We start from the raw sequence: 12027 nt of genomic DNA on the forward strand, positions 1-12027 counted from the left end.
CATTTGTCAGGGTGTTGCCGGAACCCTTGGCGGAAGCCGCCTTTGGCATGGACCGCGGCGCTGCGCCGCGCTATCCCTCGTGCCATGAAAAAAGGCGATCATCTCTTCCTTGTCGACGGCTCCGGTTACATCTTCCGTGCCTATCACGCGCTCCCGCCGCTGTCCCGCAAGTCCGACGGGCTGCCGACCAGTGCCGTGCTCGGCTTCTGCAACATGGTCTGGAAGCTGACGCAGGACGCCCGCAACACCGATGTCGGCATCGTGCCGACGCATTTCGCCGTGATTTTCGACTATTCGTCGAAGACCTTCCGCAACGACCTCTACCCCGAATACAAGGCCAACCGCTCGGCGCCGCCGGAAGATTTGATCCCGCAATTCGGCCTGATCCGCCAGGCGACCAGGGCCTTCAACCTGCCATGCCTTGAGACGGAAGGCTACGAGGCCGACGATTTGATCGCCACCTATTGCCGGCTTGCCTGCGAAGCCAGCGCCGACACCACCATCATCTCTTCCGACAAGGACTTGATGCAACTGGTCGGCCCAACGGTTGCCATGTACGACCCGATGAAGGACCGCCAGATCGGCGTTCCCGAGGTGATCGAGAAATGGGGCGTGCCGCCACAGAAAATGATCGACCTGCAGGCGCTGACCGGCGATTCGGTCGACAATGTGCCGGGCGTGCCCGGCATCGGGCCGAAGACGGCGGCGCAATTGCTCGAACAGTTCGGCGACCTCGACACGCTGCTCGCCCGCGCCGGCGAGATCAAGCAGGACAAGCGGCGCGAATCGATCATCGCCAATGCCGACAAGGCGCGCATCTCGCGTGACCTGGTGACGCTGAAGAACGACGTGCCGGTGACCGAAGGGCTCGACGAGTTCGTGTTGCACGCGCCGGACGGCCCAAGGCTGATCGGCTTTCTCAAGACCATGGAATTCTCGACGCTGACCCGCCGCGTGGCCGAAGCGACCGGAACCGACGCGGGCGACGTTCCAGCCACCCCCGTCACCATAGAGCGTGCCGATACCGCGCATGGCCCCGATATGGGTTTTGGCGCGCCCGCGGCCGCCGAGAGCGCACCGCCGTCGGACAAAGCGGCACTCGAAGCCCCGGCCGCAGCCAAGCAAGGCGACACCCCATCCCTGCTTTCGGCGCTTCGCCTGGAGGCTGCCACCGCCCGCAAGATCGACACCAGCGCCTACGCCTGCATCCGCGACGCCGCGACGCTGAAGGTCTGGATCGCCGAGGCGATGGAGAGAGGCATCGTCGCCTTCGACGTTAAGACCTCCTCGCCCGATCCGATGCGGGCCGAACTGATCGGCCTTGCCATGGCCGTCGCGCCCGGCCACGCCGCCTACGTGCCGCTTGCCCACAAAAACGGCAATGGCGACCTGCTCGGCGGCGGCGCGGTCGAAAACCAGATCCCGATCCGCGACGCGCTGGCGTTGCTCAAGCCGCTGCTCGAGGACAAATCCGTCCTCAAGATCGTGCACGACATGAAATACCGCCTTGTCGTCATGAGCCGTCACGGCATCGAGATCGGCCCCTATGACGACACCATGCTGATCTCCTACGTGCTTGAGGCCGGCACTCATGGTGGCCATGGCCTGGAGGCGCTGGCCGATAAATGGCTCGGCCACGCGACCATTCCGCTGAAGGAACTGGCCGGTTCGGGAAGAAGCTTCGTCGGCCTCGATCAGGCCGACCTCGGCAAGGCGACGGCTTACGGGGCCGAGCACGCCGACGTCGCGCTCAGGCTCTGGCAGGTGCTGAAGCCACGGCTTGCCGCCAAGGGCCTGGTCTCGGTCTATGAACGGCTGGAACGGCCGCTGGTGCCGGTCCTGGCACGGATGGAGCAGCGCGGCATCTCCGTCGACCGGCAGATCCTGTCGCGGCTCTCCGGCGAACTGGCACAGGGTGCCGCACGGCTCGAGGACGAGATCTACCAGCTGGTCGGCGAACGCATCAACATCGGCTCGCCAAAACAGCTCGGCGACATCCTGTTCGGCAGGATGGGTCTGCCCGGCGGTTCAAAAACCAAGACCGGCCAGTGGTCGACCTCGGCGCAGCTTCTCGAAGACCTCGCCGCCGAAGGCCACGAATTGCCGCGTAAGATCGTCGACTGGCGCCAGCTGACCAAGCTGAAATCGACCTATACCGATGCGCTGCCCGGCTTCATCCATCCCGACACCAAGCGCGTCCACACCTCCTACGCGCTTGCCGCGACGACGACCGGACGGCTGTCGTCCTCGGATCCCAATCTGCAGAACATTCCGGTACGCACCGTCGAGGGGCGAAAGATCAGGACGGCCTTCATTGCCGACAAGGGCAACAAGCTGGTTTCCGCCGACTACAGCCAGATCGAATTGCGCGTGCTGGCCCACGTCGCCGAAATCCCGCAGCTCAAGCAGGCCTTCGCCGACGGCGCCGACATCCACGCCATCACCGCGTCCGAAATGTTCAACGTGCCGGTCGAGGGCATGCCTTCGGAAGTGCGCCGCCGTGCCAAGGCGATCAATTTCGGCATCATCTACGGCATTTCGGCCTTTGGCCTCGCCAACCAGCTGTCGATCGCGCGCGAGGAAGCCGGCGACTACATCAAGAAATATTTCGAGCGCTTCCCCGGCATCCGCGACTATATCGATGCGACCAAGGCCTATGCCCGCGAGCACGGCTTCGTCGAGACCATTTTCGGCCGCCGCATCCACTATCCGGAAATCAGATCGTCAAATCCTTCGGTCCGGGCGTTCAACGAGCGCGCCTCGATCAACGCACGCCTGCAGGGCACCGCCGCCGACATCATCCGCCGCGCCATGATCCGCATGGACCATGCCCTGGAAAAAGCCAGGCTTTCCGCCCGCATGCTGCTGCAGGTGCATGACGAGCTGGTCTTCGAGACCGTCGAAGCCGAGGTCGAGGCGACGATCCCGGTCGTCTGCCACGTCATGGAGAACGCCGCCATGCCGGCGGTATCGATGTCGGTGCCGCTGCACGTCGACGCCCGCGCCGCCAACAACTGGGAAGAGGCGCATTAAGGCGGGCCACAGAGCCATATTCGGTTCAAGGTTCACGAGCAGCACCGGTATGCTATAGTGCCCGTATGATCACCAAGGCACTTGAGAATCTGGTAAGGCATGCGGAAGCTTGGCCTCGCGAAGACCAGGAGGAGCTTGCTGATTACGCCCGCGTCATCGAGGCGCGGCGGACTGGCGTGTATGCGACGTCGGAATCAGAGCGCAGCGCGGTCACAGCGGGCCTAGCAGAGGCCGATCACGGCACTTTCGTAGATGAGGATACCGTTCGCGCGGCCGACACCCGCCGCAGGCTATGAAGGTCCGATTTACGCGGCAAGCCTTTGCCGAACGCGAGGCGATTTTCAACTACCTCGAAGAGCGGGCGCCTCAGGGCGCCCTTTCAGTCATTTCTCGGATCCACGCTGGGATTTCGCGACTTGCCGAATTTCCCGAAAGCGGTCACGCGACCGACATCCCTGGCGTTCGCGTCCTCTTCATAGGCCGCTACCCTTATAAGGTCTTCTATCGTGCCCGTGCCGACGCAATTGAGATCCTGCACATCCGGCATACCTCAAGGAGACCCTTTCCCTACTGAGCCGATCCGGGAACACCCGGCGAGGGCTCGGAAAACCTTGCTCCGCCTTCGCCGCGTTGCTCCGGCCTCAAGCCGCCTCGGCCAAACACTTCGCACATGTCCCACGAAACTCGATCACCGCCTTCTTGGCGGCGAAGCCGGTCGAGCGCACCCATTCGTCGAGCCGGTGTCCGACATCGTGGTCGGAGAACTCAGTCACCTGGCCGCAGGTGTCGCAGATGGCAAACGCCGTCATCGAATGGCTGTGGTCGTGCGGCTCGGCACAGGCGACGAAGGAATTGAGACTTTCGAGCCTGTGCACGAAGCCGGATTTCACCAGCGTGTCGAGCGCCCGGTAGACCTGCAGCGGCGCGCGAAAACCGCGCTCGCGCAGTTGGTCGAGCAACGTATAGGCGCTGAGCGGGCCGCTGGCGGCCTCGAGCTTCTCGAGAACGCAAAGCTGGTTCTTCGTCAGTACATCCCTTGCCGCCATGATCCTGTTCCAAGCCGCTCCGTGCCGATCGCTGCTATTAGGCATGCAATCCGGCCTCTTCCACTGAGATAGCGACGAACTGCCATTTTTGCTACTGTTTCTATTCGCAGCCGGTGGTCGGCTGGCCGGCGGCGCCATATTCAAAATACTGACAAAATCCTCGGCCAGGCTGGCCGTGCTTGGAAATTCGATCGGGCTTGGGGAAGCAATCATGATCAAAGTGACGCGGCGGACGCTGCTTGCCGGCACGTCCGCGCTGGCCGCTGCCGGCCTGGTGCCGTTTCGGGCATTAGCAGCGGCGCGCACCTACCATGCGCTGCTTGTTGCCTGCACCGATTACCCGAACCTGCCGAAGAAAAACTGGCTGATCGGACCGAAAAACGATGCCGGCCTGGTGCGCGATTACCTCCTGGGGAACACGCCCGCGCCGGTAAAATTCCTGGCCGAAAACGTCACGCTGCTCGCCAAGGATGTCGAAGGCGCCAACGGACCGCCGACACATGCGGCGATCAAGGCGGCGTTGGCCGATCTTGCCGCCAAGGTCCAGCGCGACGATTTCGTCTACCTGCATTTGTCCGGTCACGGCGCGCAGCAGCCGGCAGCGAACAAGGGCGACGAGACGGACGGCCTCGACGAGATTTTCTTGCCGTCCGACATCGACAAATGGGTCAACCGCGAAAAGGGCGTGCCCAATGCGCTGGTCGACAACGAGATCGGCACCGCGCTCGACGCTATTCGCGACAAGGGCGCCTTTATCTGGGCCGTGTTCGACTGCTGCCATTCCGGCACGGCGACGCGCGCCGCCGAGGTCGACGACGAGTTGGAACGCAAGGTCGAGTTCGCCGATCTGGTCGGCGGCGACGACGCTGCCAGGGCGGCTGCGGTGAAAGCCTATGACGAGATTGCGTCGGCCGCGCCGCGCGGCTTTGACGAGGACGGGCAGCGCAAGCCGGCCTTCAAGCTGACGCCGACCGGCGCCGAGCCGACCACCAAGGGCAAATTGGTCGCCTTCTACGCGGCGCAGACGATGGAGACGACGCCCGAGATGCCGCTGCCCAAGGGCACGGCCGATGCACCGCGTTTCGGGCTGTTCACCTTCACCATCCTGTCGAAACTGGCCGAGAACCCCAACATCACCTATCGCCAGCTCGGCCAGGCCGTGCTGCAGCAATATTCGGCGGACGGCCGCACCCGGCCAACGCCGCTGTTCGAAGGGGAACTCGACGCACGCGTCTTCGGCACCGACAAGACAGACGCGGTCATGCAATGGCCGATCGTCATCGAGAACGACAAAGCCACGATCGGCGCCGGGTTGCTGCATCGCCTCACCCCCGGCAGCAGGCTCGCAATATTGCCGTCGGCGCTGTCGCCGCTGTCCGAGGCGCTTGGCTATCTCCAGGTTCAGTCGGCGAAAAACCTGGAAAGCCGGGTCAAGCCGGTCGAGTTCGGCGGCAAGCCGGCGCTCAAGCTGGCCGACATCCCCGCCAATGCCTATGCGCGGCTGGCCGAGCTCGCCGTCGACTACAAGCTCGTGGTCGCGCGGCCGGCAGCGGCCAAAGGCCTCGAGAAAGAGGCCGCGCTGGCGAACTCGGTTCTCGACGAACTGGCGGCCAGGGAGAGCTCAGGGTTCCACATCGCGCTGGTCGAGCCGGGCAAGAGCGCAGATCTGCGTCTCGCAGTGCTGCGCGAGAACGCCATTGCCGGCGCCGCAGAAGATGCCACCGACACGCCGGCGCTGTGGTTCCTGCCGGCTTCGGGCGACATGACGCTCAAGGATGGCAGCAAGCCGCCGCTGATCGTCATTCATCCGGACGGCCGCGAAAAGTTGATCGAGGCGGCCGCAGGGAATCTGACGAAAATCTTCCGCGCCGTCGGACTGTCGAGGCTGGCCGCCGCTTCCGATTATCGGCCGGAAGAGGTCAGCGTCGAGTTCCGGATCAAGCGTTTTGACAGCGACACGCTGCAGCCGATCGAACCGTCGACGGTGCCGCGTGTTTCGCCCGACGATCAGGTCCACGTGCTGGCCAGGAACGGTTCGACCAACCTGGTCGACATCAACGTGCTCTATGTCGGCTCCGACTATTCCATCCAGCATTTTCTTGCCGAGCGCCTGACCGAAGGCGCCGTGCTCGAGGAAGGCCTGTTCAAATTCACCGACACCAGCTTCGGCATGGAGCGGATGATCGCCGTCTTGACCGAAGCACCGCCGCAGAGCGAGAAGCAGGATCTGAGTTTCCTGGCGCAAGAGGGGGTTGTCTCGGTAACGCGCGGACTGGGACAGCCAAGCTTCGCCGACATGCTGGCCGATATCGGCATGGCGCCGGCGACGCGGTCGGCCATGCGGCTGACCGACGACAAGGGGTCGAAGGGCGCCGTGATGATCTTCCCGATGGAGACGGTGCCGCGCGCCTGAGGCGGGGTCAGGTGCCCGGCCGGGCCTCTTGCCTAATCGGCTGATAATGAACATTCTTCGACCGCCGCTGTCGGCGGCCGAACGGAACGGATGAGGGCGTTCGTGAACAGGATCGTATTTTCGTGGCGCGCAACAACCGCCGGCCTTGTCGCCGGGCTGTTGCTGGCCGCCAATGCTTCGGCGGACGAGGCTTGCGGCCTCTGCGCCAAGGAGGTCGTCATCAATTCCGAACTGGCGAGTTGCTTTCTCGACCAGTACGACCAGATCGCCAAAACCGGCAACGCCGCCGTTGTCGTCGATCTCAGCAGTTGCACCTCACGCGGCGTGGTCGAACCATTGCCGTCGCCGGGCAAGGCGCAGGTGGCGCCTGACGTGCAGTTCATCGTTTCGCGGGCGCAGCTGGATTGCCTGAAGAAGAAGCTGGAGGCGCCGGGCATCGTGCTCGACCCGTCCGCCACCATAGAACTGGACAGCTGCGGATGACGAAAGCGGGGGGCAACGCAACGCAGCAGGCAGTGACAGCGCCGGTACCGCAAAAGAAGCCGGTGTCGCTGCCGGAAACCGTCGAAGGCCTGCCGTGGGTGAGCAATCACGAGGTCAAGAAGGAGGCGAACCCATTCACCGATCGCGACTGGCGCATGCTCGTCTATGCCTGGTCCGGATTGCTGGTGCGCCTGGCGATCATCTTCACCTTGATCTTTTCGGTCTACCAGTTCCTGGCGAACCAGGAGCAGAAGCGCGTCGAGCAAACGATGTCGCTGGTCGAGCTCTGGGAAAGCAAGGATTACCAGCAGGCGCAACGGGCCCTCAAGCAACGCCTGGCGGCGCTCAACGCCAAATACGGCAATCTGCTCAGTGCCAATCCGACGCCGACCGAGGAACAGGTGTTCAGACAGCGCATCGGCATCGAAGCGATGAGCGCAACCGGCGGCGACATGCCGCTGGCCGAGTTCAGCGACAATTTCGACCGCATCGTCTATTTCCTCAACCGCCTTTCCTTCTGCGTCGAAGGCAGGCTGTGCTCGCGTCAGGTCGCCGACTCCTATTTCCGCGACTATGCCGCTTCCTTCTGGAGCTATTTTGCCGGCTATATCGACAAGGAGCGCAAGGCCGGTTCACCGACTTTCGCGCAGCCGATCGAGAACTATGTCCGCCAGGCGCCACCCTCGGCCCAGTCCAGATAATTCCCGAAAATGCGAAAGCCGGCGACGGAAATGCTCCGCCGCCGGCCGGTTTTCCGCGACGATCGCGGCGGAAACTCTGCAGGCCTATTTGTACAGGCTGTTGATCCACTGGACGTTGATGGCGTTCAGACGCACGGCTGTGTTGGCATCCGGGCTCTCGGCCACGTTCACGCCGGTGATGACGCGCTGCTTGGAGCCATTGTCGTAGGCATAGACCGAGCTGCCGCTCGATCCTGGATAGGTGTCGCAGTCGTACTGGAAATACTCGGTGGCGATGTGTTCGGCGAGCACTTCGCAGGTCGCCTTCCACATCGTGCCCATCGGCTTGTCGCCGGGATAGCCGACGATGTTGGCGGTGAAATCGCCGAGATCCACATAATTGGCATAGCCCAGCCAGCCGAGGTTGGTGCCGACATCCTGCTTCAAGGTGACGATGCCGAGATCCCATGGCACGACCGAGCCGTAAAAGCCCTGGTAATTGTCGATGAAGCCCTGGATGATATAGGCGCTTTCATAGGTGAAGGCGCCGAACGGTGCGTCGTCGGCAGTCTTGCCGTTGAGAGCCGGCACGAACAGGATGTCGTCGAGCCAGGCCTTGTCCTCGTGGCTGTAGAGGCAGTGCGCCGCGGTGAGCACCGTGCGCGGGCCGATCAGTGTTGCCGAACAGCTGCCATAGCTGCCGCTTTTCGATTTGCCTTCGAGGTAGCCGATCGCGGTGAACGGGTAGGTTTTGGTATTCTTGATCTGCTCCCGGTCGTCCGTCCCGAACACCTGGCGGCCGGCCTCTTCGCCTCCGCTCAGCCCGGAATTCTCGGACTTCTGTCCCTCGGCGGGCGCGTTCATTTCCTTGATGACAAGGTCCTTCAGCGTCTCGTTCGGATCGATCTTGATGTCCTTGCCATCGGCGGAGCGGCCGACGATGCCATAGGATTTGACGGCCGTTGCTTCGTCGGTGAGCGGCGCGGCGCGGTTGGCCTCGTCCTCGGTCAGTTTCGGCGGGGCGATCGGTTTCGCCCGGCCGGGCTTGTAATCGCCCGATGTCACATCCCGCATGCTTTCGCCGTTGCCGGCATTGGCGGAACCTGGATCGGCTGCCAAGGCAGGAACCGCCCACATTGCGGTGGAAAGCAACGCGGACGCAATAATGCTATATGTCAGTTTTGTCATGGTGAGACTCTCCCAAAAGTCAGCAAGGACTGGATCAAGATACAGAAATATTGTCGAGATCGTGGTGGCGCAGAAAAATGAAATTGGTTACCGGTGCCTTTACCGGGCCATTATTCAGTGCAGCCAGTTTAGGTCCCCGCCAAAAATGCCTGCAACGGTATACTGCCTAAAATAATCCAACATTGGCAACGACAAATTGCTTCCACATAGCCCGTGGGGGGCTATAGGATTTTGGGCGGGTTTGGCTCGACAGCACGACTAGCAGAAATGGTGCTCGGCTTTGTGACGGATCATGCTTCGCCGTGGAGCATGATCTCACCGGCCGGTTCCATTTCAGTGGATCATGCGTCGGCGACTGACCTGTCGGGAACATCGTCTCAGGGGGTTCGAGGTGAAGATCATCCATAGGTTCAGACCGATTGCCGCCGCCGCACTGCTCGGCATCGCGGCGGCCTTGCCGGCCGTCAATTCCGTTCATGCCACGGACGCGGCCGCGCGGCCGGAGGCGGCGATCTCGCCGATGAAACGCGTGGCCGAGGCCAGGGCCAAGGCCAAGGCGGAGAACCCCGACGGCGCCGATCGCGTCTACGGCGGCAAAGAGGCCGAGAAGGGCGCTTACCCGTTCCAGGTGGCATTGTTGACCACCAACAGACTGGACAAAAGCCCGGCCTCGCAGGCGAATGCGCAGTTCTGCGGCGGCAGCCTGATCGCGCCGCAATGGGTGCTGACGGCGGCGCACTGCCTCAATGACGACGGCGAGCCGATTTCGCCTGATATGGTCACCGTGCTCACCGGCGCCACCGATCTCAGCGAGGGCAAGCGCTACAAAGCGGCGGAGATCATCGTCAACGAGGGCTATAGCGAGCAGACGCTGGACAACGATCTCGGCTTGATCCGGCTGGCCGAGCCGGCCGATGCTCCGACCATCAAAATTGCCCGTGAGCCGACACCGGACACCGGTAAGACGACGGTCACCGGTTGGGGCAAGATGCAGGACGAGCGTTTCCCACCGCGCTGATGGTCGCCGACCTGGACCTCCAGCCGAACGCAACCTGCAACAGCGGCATCAAGGCGATTTATGCGCATGATTTGAAGGCAGCGCTCGGCGAGCTCGCCCGCCGCATGCGTTACTCGGAAAGGGGCATCGAGGCGGCCGCCAACGCGATTGCAGCTGACATGGCCGATCCGCTGACCGGCAACATGATCTGCGCCGGCACCGCCAGCGGCGAGCGCGACGCCTGCAACGGCGACAGCGGCGGACCGCTGTTCATGACCGGCGCCGATGGCCCGGTGCAGGTCGGCGTCGTCAGCTGGGGCGAAGGTCCGGCCGACGGCAGCACCGCCTGCGGCCACAAGAACGCCTACGGCATCTACACGCGGCTGGCCAATTACACCGGCTGGATCGAAGAGAAGATGAAGACGGCAGCGCCGGCAGCGCCCAAAGCCCTCGGCACGGCGCAGAAGCCCGCCACGCCCTGACCGGTGTCATTTGCTGAATGACGGCGGGAGCAATCCCGCCGTTTCTGCCCGGAACCTTAGATCGGGACTAGAACCAGCGATCGCGGCGCTGGTCTGTGGCGGCCAAGGCGAGGCCCAGTAGCGCCCCTACGGCCGCTCCGAGTATGAAGGCGGACGATATTGTGCCGGGATTCTCCTGGACAACCCCGGACACTGTCTGCGCCCTGTTGCGCAGGGCTTGTGCCGTCCGCGAGGCGCGCTCAGCAGCGTTGCCATACCAATCGCCGGCGTCCTCAATCGCCTCTTCCGCGCGTTCGGCCAAGGTTCGGTTGATCTTGTTGATCTCGCGCCTCAGCTGCGCGACCTGCTTCTCCAGGGCTTCCTGAGCTTCACGTTGAGTCATCTTCGGTGCTGCGGATTCGTTCGGTTCGTCGGCCATTGTAATCTCCTTTGCTCAGGCTCGGCTCAACGGCCGGCCCACTGTGCAGGTTCCTCCGCAAAACGCGTATGTCCGGTGTTTGTTCGGTGAGAAACCGGCTTTTGTCCGGCATGTCTGCGAATTCGGCATCAACATCGGATCGTTCCGGCGCTCCCCGCGTTGGTGAAAACGCCACAAGGGAGGAACCGCCATGGACGACGATCGGCATGAAAAAATTCGGCAGCGAGCCTATGAAATCTGGGTGCGCGAGGGCCGCCCGCACGGCGCACATGAGCGTCATTGGCAGCAGGCGAAACATGAGCTTGACCTCGACGACGCGACAACGGTGCCGGCAGATGATGGCGCGGCCGAGCACGGTCCCACTGGAACGATCGCCAGTTCCGACGTTCTGACGGTCGAGGCACTGGCGATGCGCACCGGGATAACCGGTGATCAGGCGCAAGAGCTGATCGACAGGCTTGGCAACGACAGAGCGACGCTCGAGGAAGCCGCGCGGAACCTCAAGGCAGCCGAAGGTTAGAGCGTGTTTGAGAAGGGGATTCCCAGCGCTGCTTATCAAGCACGCTTTTAGCGGCGCTCGACACCCTTTGCCGCCAGGATGTCATCAACGGCTGCCGACATCAGAAATTCCGACAGCTGCTTGGCAGCTTCTGCGTCCGTTGAATCGGCGCTGATGCCAATGGCGAAGTCAACGTAACTCTGGAGTTCTTCCGGAAACCGACCGACAAGCATGACCTCGGGAGCGGCCGCGAGAATCGAAGTCACGGGAACGACCCCCAACTCGGCTTCCCCACGTCCCACGGCCGGCGCTGTCTGCCCTCCTGGTATGGCCACCAGCTTGGGCTTCACCTCATCCGCTATCCCCAAACGTTCCAGCAAACCGGAGAAGTAGCCACCGCTGGTTCCTTCACTGGCGTAGGCGATCGATCTGGCGCTCTTCAACGCCTGTTCGAATGCTTCCACGGACCCGATGTCGAGCGGTCGACTGCCAGCCTTGGCCGCCACCCCCATTGCTATCCGGCCGAACGCTACCTGGCTCCCCGCCTTGACCTTTCCCAAGGCGGCCAGATCCTGAACCAGGTTCGGATTGGTGATGACGAGGTCAAAAGCTTCCCCAGCCTCAATCTGCTTCTTTACTGTCGGATTGAGCTCCCACTTGACCGCAACTGTGAATCCCGTGGCCGCTTCGAACCGAGGTATGAGCGCAACGACGGCGGGGCGGACCGCAATGGCGCCAAAAAGCCGGATTTCCTGATTCATGGCCTAACCCCGAATCGATCGTAACGA

12 protein-coding genes are annotated in these 12027 nt (G+C 62.9%); 8 read left to right on the top strand and 4 right to left on the bottom strand.

Features of this window, described 5'->3' with window-relative positions; all coding sequences use genetic code 11:
* The first annotated feature begins 84 nt into the window (after positions 1 to 84).
* The gene (gene polA / locus NKJ32_RS11700) at positions 85 to 3033 is read left to right on the top strand and encodes a DNA polymerase I (protein WP_352827632.1); all 2949 of its coding nucleotides are present in this window, start codon (positions 85 to 87) and stop codon (positions 3031 to 3033) included.
* A 292-nt stretch (positions 3034 to 3325) separates the two neighbouring features.
* Positions 3326 to 3607 (top strand): type II toxin-antitoxin system RelE/ParE family toxin, encoded by a 282-nt coding sequence (locus NKJ32_RS11705; RefSeq protein WP_352448351.1) that lies wholly within the window; start codon positions 3326 to 3328, stop codon positions 3605 to 3607.
* 67 nt (positions 3608 to 3674) lie between these two features.
* Here NKJ32_RS11705 and NKJ32_RS11710 read toward each other — a convergent pair whose 3' ends face one another.
* On the bottom strand, positions 3675 to 4079 hold the full coding sequence (locus tag NKJ32_RS11710; protein ID WP_023675234.1) for a Fur family transcriptional regulator: 405 nt from the start codon (positions 4077 to 4079) through the stop codon (positions 3675 to 3677).
* A gap of 211 nt (positions 4080 to 4290) precedes the next feature.
* Between NKJ32_RS11710 and NKJ32_RS11715 the strand changes: the two genes are divergently transcribed.
* The 3 genes from NKJ32_RS11715 (at position 4291) to NKJ32_RS11725 (ending at position 7676) form a co-directional block, all read left to right on the top strand.
* A complete protein-coding gene (locus tag NKJ32_RS11715) occupies positions 4291 to 6492 on the top strand; it encodes a caspase family protein (RefSeq protein ID WP_352755099.1) in 2202 nt (733 codons plus the stop codon).
* A gap of 102 nt (positions 6493 to 6594) precedes the next feature.
* The gene (locus NKJ32_RS11720; RefSeq protein ID WP_031211345.1) at positions 6595 to 6975 is read left to right on the top strand and encodes a hypothetical protein; all 381 of its coding nucleotides are present in this window, start codon (positions 6595 to 6597) and stop codon (positions 6973 to 6975) included.
* The gene (locus tag NKJ32_RS11725; RefSeq protein ID WP_352588382.1) at positions 6972 to 7676 is read left to right on the top strand and encodes a DUF4760 domain-containing protein; all 705 of its coding nucleotides are present in this window, start codon (positions 6972 to 6974) and stop codon (positions 7674 to 7676) included. The genes NKJ32_RS11720 and NKJ32_RS11725 overlap by 4 nt, the downstream gene beginning before the upstream one ends.
* A gap of 84 nt (positions 7677 to 7760) precedes the next feature.
* Here the strand turns inward: NKJ32_RS11725 and NKJ32_RS11730 are convergent, their stop codons facing one another.
* The gene (locus NKJ32_RS11730) at positions 7761 to 8843 is read right to left on the bottom strand and encodes a trypsin-like serine peptidase (RefSeq protein ID WP_352568254.1); all 1083 of its coding nucleotides are present in this window, start codon (positions 8841 to 8843) and stop codon (positions 7761 to 7763) included.
* A 391-nt stretch (positions 8844 to 9234) separates the two neighbouring features.
* Between NKJ32_RS11730 and NKJ32_RS11735 the strand changes: the two genes are divergently transcribed.
* Positions 9235 to 9861, top strand: a complete 627-nt coding sequence (locus tag NKJ32_RS11735; RefSeq protein ID WP_352827595.1) for a S1 family peptidase — start codon at positions 9235 to 9237, stop codon at positions 9859 to 9861.
* Positions 9861 to 10322 carry a trypsin-like serine protease gene (locus NKJ32_RS11740; RefSeq protein WP_352827598.1) on the top strand — a complete coding sequence of 154 codons (462 nt, stop codon included), beginning with the start codon at positions 9861 to 9863 and terminating at the stop codon, positions 10320 to 10322. The genes NKJ32_RS11735 and NKJ32_RS11740 overlap by 1 nt, the downstream gene beginning before the upstream one ends.
* A gap of 67 nt (positions 10323 to 10389) precedes the next feature.
* Here the strand turns inward: NKJ32_RS11740 and NKJ32_RS11745 are convergent, their stop codons facing one another.
* On the bottom strand, positions 10390 to 10740 hold the full coding sequence (locus NKJ32_RS11745) for a hypothetical protein (protein ID WP_023675228.1): 351 nt from the start codon (positions 10738 to 10740) through the stop codon (positions 10390 to 10392).
* Between the two features lie 190 nt (positions 10741 to 10930).
* Here NKJ32_RS11745 and NKJ32_RS11750 point away from each other — a divergent pair, with 190 nt between their 5' ends.
* Positions 10931 to 11260 carry a DUF2934 domain-containing protein gene (locus NKJ32_RS11750; RefSeq protein WP_352577436.1) on the top strand — a complete coding sequence of 110 codons (330 nt, stop codon included), beginning with the start codon at positions 10931 to 10933 and terminating at the stop codon, positions 11258 to 11260.
* A 47-nt stretch (positions 11261 to 11307) separates the two neighbouring features.
* Here the strand turns inward: NKJ32_RS11750 and NKJ32_RS11755 are convergent, their stop codons facing one another.
* The gene (locus NKJ32_RS11755; protein ID WP_352568257.1) at positions 11308 to 12000 is read right to left on the bottom strand and encodes a molybdate ABC transporter substrate-binding protein; all 693 of its coding nucleotides are present in this window, start codon (positions 11998 to 12000) and stop codon (positions 11308 to 11310) included.
* Positions 12001 to 12027: the final 27 nt, after the last annotated feature.

The organism is Mesorhizobium sp. M0159 (genome assembly GCF_040322295.1).
Taxonomy (GTDB): domain Bacteria; phylum Pseudomonadota; class Alphaproteobacteria; order Rhizobiales; family Rhizobiaceae; genus Mesorhizobium.